17 protein-coding genes are annotated in these 18391 nt (G+C 60.5%); 14 read left to right on the forward strand and 3 right to left on the reverse strand.

The annotated features are described in order from the left end of the window. Positions 1–1772, forward strand: a 1772-nt coding sequence (locus tag PQR42_RS43190) for a sensor histidine kinase (RefSeq protein WP_408495756.1), incomplete at its 5' end; no start/stop codon positions are given. Continuing rightward, entirely contained in the window at positions 1762–3123 is a 1362-nt protein-coding gene (locus PQR42_RS43195) for a sigma-54-dependent transcriptional regulator (RefSeq protein WP_408220584.1), read from the forward strand. The genes PQR42_RS43190 and PQR42_RS43195, both read left to right, overlap by 11 nt. Positions 3124–3207: 84 nt before the next feature. Here PQR42_RS43195 and PQR42_RS43200 read toward each other — a convergent pair whose 3' ends face one another. Continuing rightward, positions 3208–5106 carry a serine aminopeptidase domain-containing protein gene (locus PQR42_RS43200; protein ID WP_408495758.1) on the reverse strand — a complete coding sequence of 633 codons (1899 nt, stop codon included), beginning with the start codon at positions 5104–5106 and terminating at the stop codon, positions 3208–3210. A 1126-nt stretch (positions 5107–6232) separates the two neighbouring features. Here PQR42_RS43200 and PQR42_RS43205 point away from each other — a divergent pair. Continuing rightward, on the forward strand, positions 6233–7420 hold the full coding sequence (locus PQR42_RS43205; RefSeq protein ID WP_408220588.1) for a hypothetical protein: 1188 nt from the start codon (positions 6233–6235) through the stop codon (positions 7418–7420). A 740-nt stretch (positions 7421–8160) separates the two neighbouring features. Further along, a complete protein-coding gene (locus PQR42_RS43210; RefSeq protein ID WP_408220590.1) occupies positions 8161–8562 on the forward strand; it encodes a hypothetical protein in 402 nt (133 codons plus the stop codon). Between the two features lie 289 nt (positions 8563–8851). Here PQR42_RS43210 and PQR42_RS43215 read toward each other — a convergent pair whose 3' ends face one another. Beyond that, positions 8852–9757: a LysR family transcriptional regulator gene (locus PQR42_RS43215; RefSeq protein ID WP_408220592.1), complete on the reverse strand. Its 906-nt coding sequence runs from the start codon at positions 9755–9757 to the stop codon at positions 8852–8854. Between the two features lie 211 nt (positions 9758–9968). Here PQR42_RS43215 and PQR42_RS43220 point away from each other — a divergent pair, with 211 nt between their 5' ends. The 10 genes from PQR42_RS43220 (at position 9969) to PQR42_RS43265 (ending at position 17713) form a co-directional block, all read left to right on the forward strand. Then, positions 9969–10913, forward strand: a complete 945-nt coding sequence (locus PQR42_RS43220; protein WP_408392821.1) for a dioxygenase family protein — start codon at positions 9969–9971, stop codon at positions 10911–10913. After that, positions 10910–11665, forward strand: a complete 756-nt coding sequence (locus PQR42_RS43225) for a transporter substrate-binding domain-containing protein (protein ID WP_408392819.1) — start codon at positions 10910–10912, stop codon at positions 11663–11665. Before PQR42_RS43220 ends, PQR42_RS43225 begins: the two co-directional genes overlap by 4 nt. Before the next feature lie 41 nt (positions 11666–11706). Next, positions 11707–11919, forward strand: a complete 213-nt coding sequence (locus PQR42_RS43230; protein ID WP_408181284.1) for a tautomerase family protein — start codon at positions 11707–11709, stop codon at positions 11917–11919. Then, positions 11916–12731 (forward strand): 2-keto-4-pentenoate hydratase, encoded by an 816-nt coding sequence (gene mhpD / locus PQR42_RS43235; protein ID WP_408392816.1) that lies wholly within the window; start codon positions 11916–11918, stop codon positions 12729–12731. Before PQR42_RS43230 ends, mhpD begins: the two co-directional genes overlap by 4 nt. Next, positions 12731–13498 (forward strand): 2-keto-4-pentenoate hydratase, encoded by a 768-nt coding sequence (locus PQR42_RS43240; RefSeq protein ID WP_408392814.1) that lies wholly within the window; start codon positions 12731–12733, stop codon positions 13496–13498. Before mhpD ends, PQR42_RS43240 begins: the two co-directional genes overlap by 1 nt. 4 nt (positions 13499–13502) lie before the next feature. Further along, positions 13503–13721, forward strand: a complete 219-nt coding sequence (locus PQR42_RS43245) for a tautomerase family protein (RefSeq protein ID WP_408220604.1) — start codon at positions 13503–13505, stop codon at positions 13719–13721. Between the two features lie 21 nt (positions 13722–13742). Continuing rightward, the gene (locus tag PQR42_RS43250) at positions 13743–14702 is read left to right on the forward strand and encodes an acetaldehyde dehydrogenase (acetylating) (RefSeq protein ID WP_408392811.1); all 960 of its coding nucleotides are present in this window, start codon (positions 13743–13745) and stop codon (positions 14700–14702) included. Beyond that, complete coding sequence (gene dmpG, locus PQR42_RS43255; RefSeq protein ID WP_408392808.1) at positions 14702–15766, forward strand: 4-hydroxy-2-oxovalerate aldolase; 1065 nt, start codon at positions 14702–14704, stop codon at positions 15764–15766. The genes PQR42_RS43250 and dmpG overlap by 1 nt, the downstream gene beginning before the upstream one ends. A 15-nt stretch (positions 15767–15781) precedes the next feature. Next, positions 15782–16594 carry a sugar phosphate isomerase/epimerase family protein gene (locus tag PQR42_RS43260; protein ID WP_408392806.1) on the forward strand — a complete coding sequence of 271 codons (813 nt, stop codon included), beginning with the start codon at positions 15782–15784 and terminating at the stop codon, positions 16592–16594. Positions 16595–16882: 288 nt separating this feature from the next. Further along, positions 16883–17713 carry a 3-oxoadipate:acetyl-CoA acetyltransferase gene (locus PQR42_RS43265; RefSeq protein WP_408220612.1) on the forward strand — a complete coding sequence of 277 codons (831 nt, stop codon included), beginning with the start codon at positions 16883–16885 and terminating at the stop codon, positions 17711–17713. 60 nt (positions 17714–17773) lie between these two features. Here PQR42_RS43265 and PQR42_RS43270 read toward each other — a convergent pair whose 3' ends face one another. Further along, positions 17774–18247, reverse strand: a complete 474-nt coding sequence (locus PQR42_RS43270; protein WP_408220614.1) for a ferritin-like domain-containing protein — start codon at positions 18245–18247, stop codon at positions 17774–17776. Between the last annotated feature and the right edge of the window lie 144 nt (positions 18248–18391).

The following is an 18391-nucleotide window of genomic DNA, read 5'->3' on the forward strand; positions in this document are numbered from 1 at the left end:
GTTCGATCAATGCGCTGGCGGAGATCGGCGCGCACCGGCTCGACTTATACGCCGCCAGCCTCAGAAGCGAACTCGGCCGGTACGAGATGATGCCCTCCATCGTCGCGAGACAGGAAAGCGTGCGTGCATTGCTGGGCGCGATGCCCGACCCGGCGGCCGGACTTCTGCAAACGGTGAATACCTATCTTGACGCGGTGAATCACGAGGCCGGCAGCGTTGCCGTGGATGTGATCGACCAGCACGGCCTGGTCATTGCCGCGAGCAACTGGAATCGGCCAGAGAGCTTCGTCGGCACAAACGTGTCATATCGACCGTATTTCCAGGACGCGCTCGCGCATGGCGCGGGTCGCTTTTTCGGCATCGGTACCAACACCGGCATGCCTGGCCTTTATTTCGCGAGCGCGGTGCGGGATGAGGGTGGGCCGATCGGTGTGACGGCAGTCAAGGTCAGCGTCGACGCGCTCGAATCCGCGTGGAGGACGCCGGGCGAAGCGGCGATGGTGATCGACGCTAACGGCGTGATTGTCATTTCAACGATTCCGGCGTGGAAGTTCACGGCGCTTAGACCGATTACCGCCGAGCAGCAGCACCGGATCCAGGCGTCGCGGCAATACGCGGGCCGTAGCGTTGAAGCGCTGCCGTATCGGCGTCTCGATGATTGGGGCACGTCGGCGTGGTTTGCACGCTTTCCCGACTGGGCTCGCCCTGGCCACGAGCGGCGCTATCTGGCGATGTCGCGAACCGCGCCCCAGGCCGGCGATTCGATCCTGGTTCTGCTCGACATCGCCGGTGCGCGGCACCAGCAGCAAATCGCGCTCGCGTTCGTCACAGGGGGCTTCCTCATCGTGGGGCTTTATTGCCTTTATGCGATCCAGCGCCGTCGCGCAATTGCGGAAAAACTAAAGGCACAGGACACGTTGCGCAGCGCCAATGATCGGCTTGAGATCACGGTTCGCGAGCGCACGGCGGCGCTGACGCAGGCCAACGAGCGGATGCGGCAGGAGATCGTCGAGCGCACACGCGCCGAGCAGCTTCTGCGGGACTCACAGCAAGAGGTCGTGCATGCGGGCAAGCTTGCTGTGCTTGGACAGATGGCGGCCGGTTTGACCCATGAACTGAACCAGCCGCTCGTTGCCATCAAAACGCTTTGCGAAAATGCACTCACTTTTTTTGAACGTAATCAACCTGCACCTGCCATCGGAAACCTGCAGCGAATTTCACGGCTGGTCGACAGCATGGCGGTACTGACAAGTGAGCTCAAGACCTTCGCCCGCAAGCCTGATTTCGAACGGGTCGCAGTGTCACTGAATGAGGCGGTTACGCATGCGGTGCTGATCTACGAAGCGCGCATTCGCGACGAACACGTGCAACTAGACGTCTTCATCCCGGCCGGCACGACGATATGCGCAGAGCCGAGCCAGTTGCAGCAGGTGATCGTCAATCTGCTCGGCAATGCGCTCGATGCAGTCGCCGGCCAGGCCGAGCGTATTATTTCCATCGAAGCTTCCAGGAACGGGCAGCCGGGCCGCGTGCTCTTCACCGTCAGTGACAGTGGCCCCGGCATCGCGCCAGAGGTTCTGCCGCATCTGTTCGAACCATTTGTCACCACGAAGCCGCGAGGGCACGGCCTGGGACTCGGACTCGCTATCACCTCCCGTCTTGTCAACGGCTTTGGGGCGCGAATCTTCGCGGCCAATCGACCCGACGGCGGTGCACAATTCACGATTGAATTCTCCGAGACGACGGCACAGGAGACGGTAAATGGGCGATGAGATTTGCGTGGTTGTAGTCGAGGACGATGAGAACGTTCGTCTCGGGGTCGAGCAGGCGGTTGCCCTGGCGGGATTTCCCGTGCGTGCTTATGCGGCTGCGGCCGAGGCGCTGGCGGAGGCCACGCCGGGGGCGCCGGTGGTGATCGTGTCCGACGTCCGGATGCCGGGGATCGACGGCCTGAAGTTGCTCGAACGCGTCCTCGCGATCGATGCACAGATCCCGGTGGTACTGATCAGCGGGCACGCGGACATCGCGACCGCGGTGGGTGCGATGCGAACCGGCGCCTATGACTTCATTGAAAAGCCTTTTTCGTCGGACCACATCGCGAGTCGAGTGGCACGCGCTGTCGAGAAGCGCCGTCTGACGCTCGAAGTACAGGGCTTGCGCGCGGCGCTGCGAAACTGGAAAGGCATAGAAGGCCTTGTGCTTGGCAAGTCACCCGCGATCGTAGAGGTTCGCAGGAAAATCCTGCGACTCGCGGATACTTCTGTGTCAGTGCTGATCACGGGAGAAACTGGCACGGGCAAGGAACTGATCGCGCGCGGGCTGCACGATTTCGGCGGGCGCCGCGATCATCATTTCGTTGCTCTCAACTGTGGCGGTCTACCGGAGCAGCTATTCGAAAGTGAGTTATTCGGTCATGAGGCCGGCGCGTTCACGGGTGCAATCAAGAATCGCATTGGCAAAATCGAATGGGCCAACGGCGGCACGCTCTTTCTCGATGAGATCGAAACCATGCCGATCGCACTGCAGATCAAGATGCTGCGAGTACTGCAGGAACGCCGGATTGAGCGGCTGGGCGCAAACGAGGAGATCGCCGTCGATTGCCGGATCGTGGCTGCGTCGAAGGCGGATCTCACGGAGCTTTCGACAGACGGACGTTTCCGGGCCGACCTGCTGTATCGGCTGAACGTCGCGCAGATCGAATTGCCGCCTTTGCGCGAACGTCGTGAAGACGTACCGCTGTTATTCGAGCACTTTGTACTCGCTGCCGCACTTCGTTTCGGACAGTCCGCTCCGATTGTGTCCGCATCGCAGGTTTCCGAACTGATGTCGCATCAGTGGCCGGGCAATGTGCGGGAACTGCAGAACGTCGCGGACCGATTCGTGCTGGGTCTCGGCGGCGATTGTCTGTTGCCGAACGGCAGTCAGCGGATCAAAAGCGGAACGCTTGCGGAGCAACTTGCGCATTTCGAGCACATGCTGATCGAGGATATGCTGCGACGGCACAATGGAAATATCGCTGAAGCCAGCGCGGAACTGGGCATGCCGAAAAAGACGCTGTATCACAAGGTGCGTCAATTGAAGTTTCCGGCTGGCGACGCGCGAAGCGAAGGGCTCGACGTGTGAGAGTCGGTCAGCCCAATGGATCATGTGCCTGTTCACGATGATTATGACCAACACCGCTTTCAAAAGCACCCGGATAAATCGTTTTCACCACCTTCTCCGTAGTGGAGCGCGGGTCAGGACAGACGGAGCCTGTCTTGACCCATCGTCGGATGCCCGAGCCCTGGCTTCTTGCTCACGCTGCTGCAACACGGCCAACACCGGATCGACGACCTTGGGCGCCACCGCCTTCTCGTGCAGATCCTTGATGAATGCCTCGCTTAGCGCAATGACCTTCGCCGACGCTCGCGGGTCGAAAAGCGCGTGATCGAGCTCATCGAAAACGACCGCCTTGACATTCGAAAAGCGCGCCAGCTTCTTTCCGCGTTTGCCGAAATGCGCGTTGAACTGCTCCATCCCTTCGTCGCCTGAACCGTAGATGAAGAGAGTCTGCACACCTTTGCGTTCGAGCGCATGAACGACGCCATGCGGGTCCGTAGCGGCTTCGGCCGCGCCGGCACCGTTGCCGGTCACGCCCAGCCTATACGAACGCAGGCGCGCGATCAGGTTCGCAGCGACGGCCTGCGCAATCGGCCGGAACTTGCGCTTTCCGCTCAGGACGAGCCACCACTTGGACGGCTTGAATATCGCAGGCCCGACACGCTTTATCGAGTTGCGCTGCTCCTCCTCCAGTTCCGCCATCGACATGCCTTCGGGTATGTAAAAGCGCGCGAGATTGACCGCGATGACGGCCGTGAGCGTCGGCTCCACGAGCGATGCGTGCAAGGCGCTGTAGGCGCCCGAGCAGATCCCGAACGAGATGACCGTGTGATAGCCCTTGCGCTTGAGCCAGGCGGCTGCCGTCGCGACATCCTCGATGGTTGTGGATGCATGGATCGATGGGACCAGATCGAGCGGCCCGTGTGCGGTGCGCGGCGGACTGTCGCCGATGCCGCGCGCGTCGATGCGCATCGATGCGATGCCGCGCCGAGCCATTTCCCGCGCAATGCGAACCGACAGCCGGCTGTCGCCGTGATGCACACTGGCGGCGGTATTGGTGATCAGCATGACGGGCCCGAACGCGAGCCTGTCGCGCGGTTCGCACAGAATGCCGAACAGCCCGTTGGCGCCGAAGATGACCGGGTGCTCGCGGGCTTCGGGCGTTTCGATGATCGCTTCGTCGTCGAGTGAGACGCTCGGCCGTGCTCCTTTGTTCACCGACCTTTGGACGCGCGTGCCCGGGGCGCCGTCCGTGATCCATTGCACGGCCCGGTCAAGCGCGCGAGCGGGTACGACCGATGACTTCGTCTCATCCACATATTCGAAGTAGCCTTCCAGCGCGCCCGTTTCGACCTCGACGCCGCGTCCGCGCAGCGTCGAACACAGCGCGGCACTTGCGCGGAAGCGTGCATCGAGCACGAGAACGCGTGCGGGAACCGAAGGGTATTCATCCATTTCCTTCGAGAGATCGAGCGCGGCCAGTTCACTGCAAAGCTTGTCGCTGTAAACCTGTCCCAGCACGTTGAACGGCTTGTCGTGCTGCGCGGCGCGCAAGGGCGGGGCGAGATTGTCGAGCCAGACCTTGCGCAGCGCCGCCAATTCGCGCAGATAGGCTCGCCCGCGCGTGACAGGCGCGAGCAGCACGAGCGAGTCGGCCGCGCATTGACGCGATGCCAGTGCCGCCATGGTCGCACCGAGACGCAAGCCGCAGAGCGTCACGCTCGTCACACCGGTTTGTTCCTTGAGCCGCTCGACGGCCGCGACGATATCGGACACGAAGGCATCGAAGTGATGGGCTTTGCCGTCGACGCCAGCGGAGTCTCCCGTTGCCAGATAGTCGAAGCGCAACGCGGGAATGCCGTACGCAGACAGCTCTTCGGCCAGGTAACGGATGCCCTTGTGGCACCACGGCTCTTCATGGCCAAAAGGACTGCAGAGCACCACGCCATGTGTGCCGTGCCCAGGATGAAGCCATCCAAAGCGTCCACCGAATGCGATCGGCCTCATGGGTTACCTCGACCGGCTTGGTTATCGTCGCCTGCTATGGCCGGGTGGCAAAGAGCGGGTGTTGCAACCTCTTTTGCAACTGGACCGCGCAATGTTCTTGTCTCGTAGCGCATGAGCGTCAAGCCTCTTTCTTGTTTGAGCGTTTTGCTCGATTGGATCGCTCTTTAGAAATGCGTTCGGTGCGCTAAACAACACTGCACGAGGCAGGGGACGAAGTTGACCTGGACAGCGAGCATTGGTGAGATCGCGGCGCAAGCCGTTGCCGACGAGCGGCGTTAAAGGCTTTGTACGGGTGCGCGGATGAATCGCGAGAACATCCTCGGGGCAAACGCGGAGCGGTCGGGCAGGGCGGGTTGGCTTGCGTCGGCGACGAATCCGCGACTGCGCGCTTCCTTCCCAACGTCGAACTGAATTACGCGCAAGGCCTTCTCGGTCGCAAGATCGCGCCCGACGAGGGGCCGGCGTCTGACGAGCGTCGCGAGCGTAGTGCGACTCGCCGCGGCCGCCATGCGGCTGGAACCCACGAGTGTTCCAGCCTGCATCTCCTCAGATCCTATTAATTTCTTTCAAATAAATTACTCATACGGTTAAAATCTGATTTAACCCGATGATATGAGTATTTCCGCTCATTCTTCATACCTTTAAAATCAACATACAAAATCGTCGGTATGGAAATCCATGCAAATGGGGATGTTCAGGAAATTTGTTCCGTGTTTGGCCAAACATACGATGATATGACGTACATGTTGTAACAAGTGTGACGTAGAACTGACTTTGGTAATCTGATACGATTGTTAAAAGACGGTAATAATTTACCGTCTAGCTATTGCTCTGCTCTCATCGGCGCTTTTGCGCCATCGAAGTGCAAGTCTGGCGACACCTTCCGGAAGACCCTGCTTTACCAACCTGAAGTTCTCTTTGCTTTTAAGCGGAGATTATCTTCGGGAATTCGCTCGCACCTGCGCGTATTCGCATCGCCGAATACGCGGAGCAATGCGTATGTAAGCGTTCGGGCTTTTTGCGCCCGTTATCTCGCTTAATTTCCCTTTAAACGCCTGTGCGGTCAAGGTCGTCTGCTTGGGTTTTGGCTTTTTTCGATCGCGCCGGCATAGTTGGAAAGACTTGAATGATTAACAATACACCAGCTGCAAAACTCTCAGTTTCCGACACTCAACTCGCGGTCCGTCGTAAATTTCTGACAACGTTATTGGCCAGCAGCGGTGCGCTTGTGCTTGCCGCTTGCGGCGGCGGCAGCAGCGATCCTGCCAATGCCGACGCGGTCGCGAACAGAAGCCGACGCGGCGGCGGCGCCTCTAGTCCGAGGGGCGCCAGTTCCTCGACCGGTGCGAGCGCGCCAGCTACGGCGAGCGCACCGGCTGCGGCGAGCACGCCAGCGAGCACGCCGACGAACACCGATGGCGTTCTTCTCGACACGTCTTTCGGCGTCAAGGGCGATGGAACCACCAACGATCGCGTCGCGCTCCAGCGCGCGATCGACGGCTCCGTCGGGCAGATTTTGCTGATTACCGGAAAGAGCCGGATCGATTCGGCCGGTCTCGATCTGCGCACCAATAGCCACGTGCGGTTCGCGAGCGGCGCCTCGATCAAGCTGCTGCCGCATAATACCGACACTTACGAAATCCTGCGTTTGGCGGACGTGAGCAACGTCACGCTCGAAAGCCCGTACCTCGACGGCAGCAAGGAATTGAATTCGGCGAAATCGGGTGAATGGGGAATGGGGATTTCGATTAATGGCGCAACGAATTGCACCATTACGTCTCCGACCACGATCAATTGCTGGGGCGACGGTATTTATATCAATAATAGCGATAGACAGAGTAACGGCTACAGCAAGAACATTACGGTCAATTCTCACCACGCGACCGGATGTCGTCGCCAGGGTGTATCGATTATCAGTGGCAGCGGGATTACGTTCAATACTCCGCTTTGGGAAAATATCGGCGGAACGCAACCCGGATGCGGTCTCGATATCGAGCCGAATGATAATACCGCCGTGTTTGAAAACATTCGCATCGTCAGCCCGACGACGAATAACTGCGCCGGTGGCGGGATTCTCATTTATTTTGGATTCTTGCCGGGTCCGGTCAGCAAGACGGTCAGCATCAGCATTACCGGCCATACGGATACGGGAAGTCCCGGCGGTTCGTTCAACGTCCAGGGCCTTCAATTGAATGGCTACGTCGTGAATGGATCCATCACCAGCGCCAATCCGGTCTGGAAACGCGCGATGAGCCTGGAAGACTGGGACAAGGGCGGCCCGACGGTGACGGTCACCAACGCGCGCATCGGGTGATGTAAGTGTTCTGCCGGTGGCGCGATGCCTCAATGGATCGCGCCACGGCCGTTTCATCGTCTCGGGGAACATTATCCAGACGAAAATAACGGTGAGTAGTGTTAAATCAGTCGACGCCCCGGTTTGGCGGAATCGTAGATAAGCCTTCCTTTCCGGAAGGAAGTTCCGTCGAGCCGATTTCTCATCTGACGATAAATCCTTACTGATCGCGCGCGGGCGAAAGGGATGTGTATTTCCCGCATTTGAATCCGCGTGGCTGGGCGGTCAAATAAAACCTGCTTGATACCTTGCCAGTCGAATCGACTTTTGGCGCTGCATCTTGCTCGATCAGACCGCGCGGCCTACGCGGTCGTATAAATAAAACGTGTCACGAATCTGCATCTCCGGCGGGGGAAGCTGTGTGAGGGGGAGGGCGGGAATCGCGCAAGATCTCACACGTCGACCTTGAATCCGCCGATTACGGACAGGGCGACGATCAGTGCTGCGACGCTGAGTGCGATACCCGTCATCGATGGAGCGCAGCGATAAATGCAAGGGCCGAATTCCGCCTCCGATCAAAACCGCGGCCGTTCAATCGCAGTGTAGTATTCGTGCATGTACACGTTCTTGCCACGCCTCGACGGCTTGCAGATCTGACGCATCTCTGGCGAGGGCGGCGATCTGGTTAAAGGGCCTGGAAACCGCTCCAACAAAACATAGGGTGGCGTCGGCCGTGGCAACGGCATCGATGGGAATACATCATGTCAATCGAGTGGAAAAGACGCGCCAAGCTGTTTATCCAGCGTTTCTGGCAGCCGACCAGCGCGTGCATGACCTGCATGCCGGGGAGCTGGGGCAGTGTCATGAGTCTTGCCCACTGGACGACTGCATTCCATACCGGTCTGCTCACCGGACTCCTGGCCGTACTGTTGACCTTCACGCCTGCGTCGAAACTCTACGCGCATCGGTACGGCAATGCGCTTGTCGTCGGCCTCCTGACGACGGTAGGCGACGCCTATTCGCACGAGAGTCACCACCGCATCCCGTATGTCGAGCACATCGTGACAGGTGTTGTTTCGGGTCTCTTGACGCTCGCTGCCTCATATCTCTTCGAAAACCGCGCGCGTCGCCTTCGGGCGGCATGGGTTCGGATTTTCGGATAGCTTGTCCATTGACTCCCTGGACCCGCCTGGTGGAACCGAGCGAGGCTCACTGTGCCGCTGATTTTGCTCATGCAATGGTCGCGCGAAAAACCCTCAGCAGGCGCTGGAGGCATTTGGCATCAACGCGGGGTGCCGGCGCTGTCGCCGGTCGAAAGCTAGCTTCCGGGTGCACATTGCTTCGAAGTTCAGGTCCATTTCCGCTCCGGGCGGCGATGATTCTTTCGTGGCCGGCTTTCGCACGGCCCCAATTCCGGGCTACCTAAAAGTACCGTTGCCGCGGGGCTCTCGTTTAGAGCTTCGCGTGGACATGCTTCGAGCGGGACGCCCGTATCAACTTGAGAAACGCCTGCAGGATCGGTGACGTATCTCCGCGCCGATACAGGCAACTCAACTCGATCTCCCGTAACTGTGACGATTTGAGCGGCCGATACACCACCCCAGGCAATCGAAGATTGACCGCCGACTCTGTCGTCACGCAGACGCCGAAGCGGCTCGCAACCAGCGCGATACAGGTCACGACGTCCTCGACCTCCTGTTCGATACGCAGGCGCACGCCCTCGGCGCGAAACGCGGCCGTCACCTCCTGCGCGAGTCCGTGCACCGGTGCGTTGGGGTACAGAATCATGCGCTCGTTATCGAGGTCGCGTAGCGTCACAGCTTTCTTCTCGCACAATGGATGTCCCTCGTACAGCGCAACGAGAAACGGCTCGCGCTGCACCCAGTCGACAGCAATATCGCTTTCGTCCGGCACCAGCCGGTTAAAACCGATTGTGATACGACGCTCGCGAAGCGCCGCGATCTGCTCGGCCTTCGACATGTTGTGCAAGCCGATTTTCACCTCGGGACGTTCGGTATGAAAGTCGGCAAGCAGTCGCGGAATCACGTTCAGGATGCCGGAACTGAAGATGCCGACGTCGAGCCGCCCCAGATATCCTTGACCGGCGAGTTGGGTCTGTTCTTCGGCGCGGCGGGACAACGCGAGAATGTTCGGCACTTCGTCGAGCAAGGCGCGACCCGCTTCCGTCAGTTCCGCCCCTTTGGCTGTGCGGATGAATAGCTGGGTGCCGAGCTCCTCTTCGAGGGCCCGGATATTCCGGGTGAGCGGTGGTTGCGCCATGTGCAGGCGCTCAGCCGCTCGCCCAAAGTTCAGCTCTTCCGCGAGGGCGAGGAAATAGCGCATCTGCTTCAGTTCCATTGTCTGTCTTTCCAGTCTGTGTGCCGACACCGGTGGAGTATCCAAGGCTGCTTGGCATCATACCGATACGGTATCGGGAATTCAAAAAACGGTATTGGACGGTATGTTCCCATGGCGTGCATCATGGCTGCAACACGTCAAGCCGCGCATCGCCCGCAGAGTCCAGTGCGACTGAACCGCCGGCGTAGCGCGCCCACGATTGGAGACAGGCATGATCATCGGCAACCAGAAAGATGTCACTCAAGCGGTTCTTGCGGAACTCAGCCGCGCACCCAACCCGCGCTTCCGCGAAATCATGTCCGCCGCTGTACACCATCTGCACAACTTCGCACGCGACGCCAAACTCACCGAAGCGGAATTCCATCAGGCCTGTGGCTTCATCGCGAAGCTCGGGCAATTGTCGACCGCATCGCACAATGAAGTGGTGCTGGCGGCCGGTTCAATCGGACTTTCATCGCTGGTTTGTCTGCTGAATAACGGCGACAACGGCCAGACAGAAACCACCGCCAACCTGATGGGGCCGTTCTGGCGTATGGATTCGCCCGCTACGCCGAATGGTGGGTCGATTGTTCGTTCGGAAACGCCTGGCGTGCCGATCTTTGTCGATGCATGGGTGCACGACGCCGAAGGGAAACCTGTGGAAGGCGCTGAAGTCGATGTGTGGCACACGTCGGCCGAAGGTTTCTACGAGAACCAGGACCCCGAGCAGGCCGATATGAATCTGCGCGGCAAGCTCACCACGGATAGTGAAGGGCATATTGCTTTTCGCAGCGTCAAGCCCGCAGGCTACCCGATTCCGCTGTCGGGTCCAGTTGGCGAATTGCTGCGCGCGCAAGGACGCCACAACATGCGTCCGGCACACATCCACTTCATGATCTACAAGCCGGGCTTCAAGACTCAGTTCTCGCAAGTCTATTCGAGCGACGATCCGAACCTCGACACCGACGTGCAGTTCGGCGTGACGCAGGCGCTTGTGGGGCAATACGTATTGCACGAAAACGAACCCGCGCCTTCAGGTGATATTCAGGGACCGTGGTATTCGCTCGCGCATCACTTCAGGATCGAAGCAGGCGAGGCCAGGCTGCCGAAGCCGCCGATCACCGGCAAGACCGAAGGTCCGCGGCCGGTCTGGTCGGTGCTGGAGCGCAAGTCATGAGCGACGCGCAGTTCCACCAGGCACTTCAGTCGGCGCGTGAACAGCTTGCGCCGGGCGGCGTGCTGCGCGCGGCGATCAATCTCGGCAATACGGTGCTCGCGCAACGCCGCGTGGACAACGGCGAACTCAGCGGCATTTCCGTCGATCTCGCGCGTGAACTCGCAGCAAGGCTCGACGTCGAGGTGCAATTCGTCACCTTCGACGCAGCGGGCAAAGTTTTCGAAGCACTCGCCAGCAACGCATGGGACGTCGCGTTTCTCGCGACCGATCCGACACGCGGCGAGCAGATCGCTTTCACCCCACCGTATGTGCTGATTGAGGGCGCGTACATGGTGCGCGAAGAGTCGCGATTGCAGTACAGCGAACAGATCGACCGCGCCGGCGCGCGCATTACCGTGGGTGCTGCCAGCGCGTACGACCTCTACCTGACACGTACGCTCAAAGAGGCGCAGATCGAACGTTATGCCACCGCCGCTGAAGCGTTCGAGGCATTCCTGACTCAAGGCTTCGACGCAGCCGCCGGCGTTCGTCAGGTGGTGAGCCGTTATGTCTCGACGCATGAGGGATTGCGCGTCCTCGACGACAGCTTCATGACGATCCGCCAGGCGATGGGTGTGCCGAAGGATCGCACCGAGGCAGCGTCAGCGCTCGCTGTCTTCGTCGAGTCAATGAAAGAGCAGGGACGTATCGCCGATTCGCTCGCACGGAGCGGGCAGACAGTGGCCGTAGTGGCGCCTCCCGCAGCAATTTAATTCAACCCGGCGTCACGCCACGTTACGCACAGAGGAAAACCATGCCCATCATTCACATTTCACTCGTCGAAGGACGTGACGATGCCGCGATCAAAGCGTGCGTCAAGGCCGTAGCCCGCACCGTGCACGAAACGCTGGGCGCGCCGCTCAACACCATCCGCGTATACGCGACGGTCACACCGGCCACGCATTGGGCCGTCGGCGATCAAACCAAGGACGAACTCGCCGCAGCCGCACAGGAGAGCGGAAAATGACACCTCAATTGATAGAACAGGCGGCGAACGCATTGGTCGAGGCCGAGCGTAGCGGCAAGTACATCGCGCCGCTGCGCGAGACCTACGAGCAACTGACGATCGAAGACGCGTACGCGATCCAGCGCGCCAACACCGATCGGCGTGTGGCCGAGGGACGGCGCATTGTCGGCTGCAAGATCGGGCTGACCTCGGCGGCCGTGCAGAAGCAACTCGGCGTCGACCAGCCTGACTTCGGCATGCTGTTCGACGACATGGGTTACGGCGACGGCGAACCCATTCCCGCGTCCATTCTGACTCAACCGAAGATCGAGGCCGAAGTCGCCTTCGTGATCGGCCGCGATCTGCGCATGCCGAATCCCGGCCAGCTCGATGTGCTGAACGCCATCGATTACGCGTTGCCCGCGCTCGAAATTGTCGGCAGCCGGATTGCGAACTGGAATATCCGCATCACCGACACGATCGCGGACAACGCGTCGTCGTCCGCATACGTGCTCGGTAACGGCCCGCGCAAGCTGTCCGAGTTCGATCTTCGGCTATGCGGCATGGTGATGGAGCGGCGCGGAGAGCCGGTGTCGGTCGGCGCGGGCGCGGCATGCCTGGGCAACCCGATCAACGCGGTGGTGTGGCTGGCCCGCAAGATGGCCGCGCTCGGCACGCCGCTTCTTGCTGGCGACCTGGTGCTGTCCGGCGCGCTCGGACCGATGGTCGCCGTCACGCCCGGCGACATCTTCGAAACACGCATCAACGGATTGGGCTCGGTGCGCGCCGTGTTCGAAGCCGATTCCACGCAAACCGCGAGCGAGGCACGCTAATGAGCTCCATCACTGAATACGCGACGCTGCTCGACGATGCAGCGCGTAAAGCAACCGAAGTCTCGCAGTTCGATCCCGAAGGCCATCTGTCTTTGGACGAGGCTTACGAGATTCAATCGGCTTCGATCAAACGGCGAGTCGAGCGGGGCGAGCGCCGCGTCGGCGTGAAGATGGGTTTCACGAGCCGCGCGAAGATGGTTCAGATGGGTCTCTCGGACGTGATCTGGGGCCGTCTGACCGCGGGCATGCAGATTGAAGAGGGCACCGCGATCGATTTCTCGCGCTTCGTGCATCCTCGCGTCGAACCAGAAATTGCGTTCGTGCTGAAGCATTCGCTCGAAGGCGACGTGACCGGACCGCAAGCGCTCGCCGCGGTCGAAGCGATTGCGCCGGCGCTCGAAATCATCGACTCGCGCTACAAGGATTTCAAGTTCACGTTGCCCGAGGTGATCGCGGATAACGCATCTTCTAGCGGCTTCGTGATCGGCGCGTGGCGCGATCCGAAGATCGACTTCGCGAATCTGGGTCTCACGCTGAACCTCGACGGCCGTGTCGTGCAGGTCGGTTCGACGGCGGCGCTGCTCGGTCATCCGCTACGGTCGCTGGTGGCCGCCGCGCGTTTGTCGGCACAGGCAGGCGAGCCGCTGCAAGCCGGCTGGATCGTGATGGCGGGCGGCGCGACGCCGGCCGAATGGATCAAACCCGGCCAGTACGTATCGGTCGATATGGAACAGCTCGGCAGCGCGGGTTTTCACATCAAGGGGTAAGGTGATGCCGATTGCTCTGATCAAGATCCTCGAGGGCCGCAGCCCCGAGAAGAAACGGCGCCTGATCGAAAGCGTGTCGCGGGCAATGGCGGAAAGCCTCGACATGCCGATCGACGGCGTGCGCGTACTCGTGGAAGAGGTGCCGCCCGACTGCTGGGGACGTGGTGGCAAGACCGTTGCGGACCGCGTCGTGGACGGCAGCGCGTCGCTTCCCAAAGCATGAAGCAATGATTCCGGAGGGGATATGACTGACAAGGTTAAGGTGGCGATCATCGGGCCGGGTAACATCGGCACCGATCTGATGATCAAGGTGATGCGCAACAGCAAGCACCTCGAAATGGGCGCGATGGTCGGCGTCGATCCGAAATCGGATGGCCTCGCGCGTGCTGAACGCATGGGCGTGGCGACGACCGCTGAAGGGATCGAGGGCTTGCTGAAGCTCGACGTGTTCAAGGACATCGACATCGTGTTCGACGCCACCTCGGCAGGCGCGCACAAGCGTCACAACGATGTGCTTCAGCAACACGGCGTGCAGGTGATCGACCTGACGCCTGCGGCGATCGGTCCGTATGTGATTCCTGCGATCAACCTCGAAGCCGAAAACGCCAACAACATGAACATGGTCACCTGCGGCGGCCAGGCGACGATTCCGATGGTCGCGGCAGTGTCACGCGTGGCGAAGGTGCATTACGCGGAAATCGTCGCGTCGATCTCAAGCAAATCGGCTGGGCCGGGCACCCGCGCCAACATCGACGAGTTCACCGAGACCACGCGCAGCGCGATCGAAATCCTTGGCGGCGCAACGCGCGGCAAGGCGATCATCGTGCTCAATCCGGCCGAGCCGCCGCTGATCATGCGTGACACGGTGTTCGTATTGTCCGATCTGGTCGACACACAACTCATTGAAGACAGCATTGCGCGGATGGTGGCTAGCGTGCAGGCCTATGTGCCCGGCTATCGTCTGAAGCAGAAGGTGCAGTTCGACGTGATCTCACCGGAGCAGCCGCTGAACGTGCCTGGCATCGGTCCGAAGCACGGCCTGAAAACCTCGGTGTTCCTCGAAGTGGAAGGCGCCGCTCACTATCTGCCCTCGTATGCGGGCAATCTCGACATCATGACGTCGGCCGCGCTCGCGTGCGCTGACATGATGGCGCGCCGCCGGGTTGCTGCCGGCATTGCGCGCGGTCACAAGGAGGCCGTGTAATGACATCGCTCGATAAAAAACTCTATATCTCCGACGTCACGCTGCGCGACGGCAGTCACGCGATTCGTCATCAGTACAGCATCGCGAATGTGAAGGCGATTGCTTCGGCACTGGATGAAGCGGGCGTCGACAGCATCGAAGTCGCGCACGGCGACGGTATCGAAGGGTCGAGCTTCAACTACGGCTTTGGTGCGCATAGCGATGTTGAGTGGATCGCGGCCGCGGCGGAAAGCGTCAAGACGACGAAGATCGCCACGTTGTTGATCCCCGGAATCGGCACCACGCACGATCTGCGCAATGCGTTCGACGCCGGTGCGCGCGTCGTGCGGGTCGCCACGCACTGCACCGAGGCGGACGTCTCGCGCCAGCATCTTGAGTTCGCCCGCGAACTCGGCATGGACCCGGTCGGTTTCCTGATGATGAGCCACATGACCACCCCGCAGAAGCTCGCCGAACAGGCGAAGCTGATGGAAAGCTACGGCGCGACCTGCGTGTATGTGGTGGATTCGGGCGGCGCACTCGGCATGAACGATATTCGCGATCGCTTCCGCGCATTCAAGGATGCGCTGAAGCCGGAAACGCAGACCGGTATGCACGCGCATCACAATCTGAGTCTCGGCGTCGCCAATTCGCTGGTGGCGGTGGAAGAGGGTTGCGACCGCATCGACGCGAGTCTTGCCGGCATGGGGGCAGGCGCGGGTAATGCGCCGCTGGAAGTGTTCATTGCCGCGGCAGAGCGTCAGGGCTGGAATCACGGCTGCGATCTGTATCGTCTGATGGATGCGGCTGATGATCTGGTGCGTCCATTGCAGGACCGTCCGGTGCGCGTGGACCGCGAGACCCTTGCGCTCGGCTACGCCGGCGTGTATTCGAGCTTTCTGCGTCACGCGGAAGTGGCGGCGGGCAAGTACGGCCTCAAAACCGTGGACATCCTGGTCGAGCTTGGCCGGCGCAAGATGGTGGGCGGCCAGGAAGACATGATTGTCGACGTCGCGCTGGATCTGCTGAAACGGGTTGCCCACGAGCAGACGCATGCCGAGCCGACCATGAGCGAAGCTGGCTGAGACAGGGACGATGCGATGACACGGCTCTATTCTCTGGTGCCGCTGACGGCTATCGAACTGACGCCACCTGATCTGGTGGCGGCGGCGAGCCGGACGGGCTACGACGCGGTCAGCCTGCGCCTGAGCCCGTTTCGGGCGGGCGAAGCGCAGCATCCAATGTTCGACAACTCGCCGATGTTGTTGGAAACAGAGGCGCGCTTGCGTGACACCGGCCTCGGCGTGCTGGATATCGAAGTCATGCTGCTCACGCCGGAGCGCGACGTGCAGGACTTCAAGCGAGTGTTCGAGACGGCCATGCGTCTCGGCGCGCGCAATGCGCTCACGCTGATCGATATTGCCGACCGTTCGCTAGCCGTCGAGAAATTCGTGCAACTGTGCGAACTGGCGGCTCCCTTCGGCATTTCGTGCGCGCTCGAATTTGCGGCGTGGCTCGGCGTCGGCAGCATTCAGGCAGCCAATGCGATTGTGAGCGAGGCGGCGCAAGTCAATGGCGCATTGCTGCTCGATCCCTTTCACCTGATGCGCAGCGGCGGCGAGATTAGCGACATTGCGACCGTCGATCCGGCACGAATCCGGTACGCGCAGTTCTGTGACGCCAGTGCGACGGCGCCCGCAACTACGGCGGCTATTTCCGAAGAAGCACGCTATGACCGCCTGTTGCCAGGTGAGGGCGGCTTGCCGTTGCGCGAGTTTATCGAGGCGTTGCCTCCGGGCATTCCATTCGGTCTCGAGGTACCTAATCGCAAGCTGGCCGGGACGCTCGAACTGGATGAGAGGTTGAGGAGAACACTCGCGGCGGCGAAGCGTGTCGCCGGAGGTTTAACTTAGGCAGATTCGCTATGGCCGGGCCTGTCGGCGATAGGCCTGACGAAGCGACTTCATGCGCTACCTTTTGCTGTTCAAATGCCATCTCAACGGGACGCTCGCTGATGAGTTGTGGTAACGCTGACGAGCTGACAGGCGTTTTCGCGTTCCGTCTGTCCCCAAGGGACGCGGTCCTCATCGCGCGCATTTGAACTAGACTTGGAACACGTGGTGTGCCGGCATTTCGCCGGGCACGCGGTCATGACGCTCGCCAAATAGGCGGGACGGAAATCTTGAACTGGAGTGTGAGCCATGAGCGAACCGTGCGTTATCTCCGTTGCCATCACTGGCTCAGTTCCGCGCAAGAAGGACAACCCGGCTGTGCCGATCACGATCTCCGAGCAGATTGAAAGCACGCACGAAGCGTACGAAGCCGGAGCATCGCTCGTTCATCTGCACGTGCGTGACGAACAGGAGAACTCCAGCTCCGACCGCTCGAGTTTCGCCTCTCTCCAGGAGGGCATCCGGAAGCACTGCCCTGACATCATCATCCAGTTTTCGACAGGCGGTCGTGGCCGTTCGTTCGAGCAACGCGGCGCGATGCTCGATCTGCGCCCGGATATGGCATCGCTCGCAACGGGTTCTGTCAATTTTCCGACTACTGTCTATGAAAATCCGCCGGACTTTGTGCGTGCGCTTGCGCAGATGATGCTCGACTACGAGGTCAAACCGGAAATCGAGATCTTTGATCTGGCGATGTTGTACAGCACAGTGGACCTCGTGCAACAAGGGCTGCTGAAATCTCCTGTGCACGTTCAGTTCGTGATGGGTGTGAAAAACGCGCTGCCCGCGCGTCGCGAGATTCTTGAGTTCGAAGTCCAACAACTCAAGGCGCTATTGCCGGATGCAACGTGGACCGCCGCTGGTATCGGACGGCATCAGTTGGAGGTCAATCACTGGACTCTCGAACTAGGTGGCCACTGCCGCACGGGTCTGGAAGACAATGTGCGCTGGGACAAGGACACGCTGGCGAAGAGCAACGCGCAACTGGTTGCGCGGGTGGCATCATTGTGCGGCGAATATGGCCGGCCGGTGGCGAGCGCTGCCCAGGCGCGTGAAATGCTGGGTCTTCCGGCCAGATAGACGGACGGGACGCGCCACCGTGCGTGGCGCGCCACGCACATGCCGCCATAGTCCGCTTGATCAGGGTTGGCCCGCCTGGCGTTCGGCCGACGTCGTCATTTCTCCAGGGCGGCGCAGCATCTTGTCGACTTCGCCCGCGTGCATCTCTTCGATATGGATCATCTGGCGGGCGAACTCCTCGAGTGCAACGGAGCGGTCCTCGACCAGCGCGAGCAGTTCACGATAAAGCGCTAGCGCGAGGTTCTCGGCTTGCAGCGATTCGCGGAGGATCGACGAGATATCGAATGTGTGCGAGTCGAGGAGGGGACCGATCGCAAGCGACGGATAGGCGCCCAAGGTGGTGATCCACTCGCCGACCTGCTGTGCGTGCAACAGCGATTCGTCGGCCTGCTCGCGCAGCCAGGATCGGATCGGAATGCGTCCGAATCCGAAAACAAGAAACGAGTAGTGCGTATATCGAACGACGCCGGCCAACTCGGATTCGAGAATCCGGTTCAGCACCGCAACGACGTCTTCCTTGTCTATCTCTGCCATTTGGTATCTCCTTTCATGTCACCGCGGCAGACACTTTCCGCGATTCGCGGCTCGCATCACGCCATATGATCTTGACGGATATCGATTAAATGTAGTCCCACAAGGCGATCGCGCAAGGCGTTAGTTCTCGAACGTACGTGTTTG

The sequence above is a fragment of the Paraburkholderia sediminicola genome, from assembly GCF_046027355.1.
GTDB classification, from domain to species: domain Bacteria; phylum Pseudomonadota; class Gammaproteobacteria; order Burkholderiales; family Burkholderiaceae; genus Paraburkholderia; species Paraburkholderia sediminicola_B.

What these genes read in the sequence shown, in the direction of transcription:
- PQR42_RS43240 (WP_408392814.1), top strand. Translation starts at nt 12,731, where the DNA reads ATGAGCTCCATCACTGAATACGCGACGCTGCTCGACGATGCAGCGCGT.
- PQR42_RS43245 (WP_408220604.1), top strand. Translation starts at nt 13,503, where the DNA reads ATGCCGATTGCTCTGATCAAGATCCTCGAGGGCCGCAGCCCCGAGAAG.
- mhpD (WP_408392816.1), top strand. Translation starts at nt 11,916, where the DNA reads ATGACACCTCAATTGATAGAACAGGCGGCGAACGCATTGGTCGAGGCC.
- PQR42_RS43200 (WP_408495758.1), bottom strand. Translation starts at nt 5,106, where the DNA reads ATGAGGCCGATCGCATTCGGTGGACGCTTTGGATGGCTTCATCCTGGG.
- PQR42_RS43225 (WP_408392819.1), top strand. Translation starts at nt 10,910, where the DNA reads ATGAGCGACGCGCAGTTCCACCAGGCACTTCAGTCGGCGCGTGAACAG.
- dmpG (WP_408392808.1), top strand. Translation starts at nt 14,702, where the DNA reads ATGACATCGCTCGATAAAAAACTCTATATCTCCGACGTCACGCTGCGC.
- PQR42_RS43205 (WP_408220588.1), top strand. Translation starts at nt 6,233, where the DNA reads ATGATTAACAATACACCAGCTGCAAAACTCTCAGTTTCCGACACTCAA.
- PQR42_RS43230 (WP_408181284.1), top strand. Translation starts at nt 11,707, where the DNA reads ATGCCCATCATTCACATTTCACTCGTCGAAGGACGTGACGATGCCGCG.
- PQR42_RS43195 (WP_408220584.1), top strand. Translation starts at nt 1,762, where the DNA reads ATGGGCGATGAGATTTGCGTGGTTGTAGTCGAGGACGATGAGAACGTT.
- PQR42_RS43250 (WP_408392811.1), top strand. Translation starts at nt 13,743, where the DNA reads ATGACTGACAAGGTTAAGGTGGCGATCATCGGGCCGGGTAACATCGGC.
- PQR42_RS43215 (WP_408220592.1), bottom strand. Translation starts at nt 9,757, where the DNA reads ATGGAACTGAAGCAGATGCGCTATTTCCTCGCCCTCGCGGAAGAGCTG.
- PQR42_RS43210 (WP_408220590.1), top strand. Translation starts at nt 8,161, where the DNA reads ATGTCAATCGAGTGGAAAAGACGCGCCAAGCTGTTTATCCAGCGTTTC.
- PQR42_RS43265 (WP_408220612.1), top strand. Translation starts at nt 16,883, where the DNA reads ATGAGCGAACCGTGCGTTATCTCCGTTGCCATCACTGGCTCAGTTCCG.
- PQR42_RS43260 (WP_408392806.1), top strand. Translation starts at nt 15,782, where the DNA reads ATGACACGGCTCTATTCTCTGGTGCCGCTGACGGCTATCGAACTGACG.
- PQR42_RS43220 (WP_408392821.1), top strand. Translation starts at nt 9,969, where the DNA reads ATGATCATCGGCAACCAGAAAGATGTCACTCAAGCGGTTCTTGCGGAA.
- PQR42_RS43270 (WP_408220614.1), bottom strand. Translation starts at nt 18,247, where the DNA reads ATGGCAGAGATAGACAAGGAAGACGTCGTTGCGGTGCTGAACCGGATT.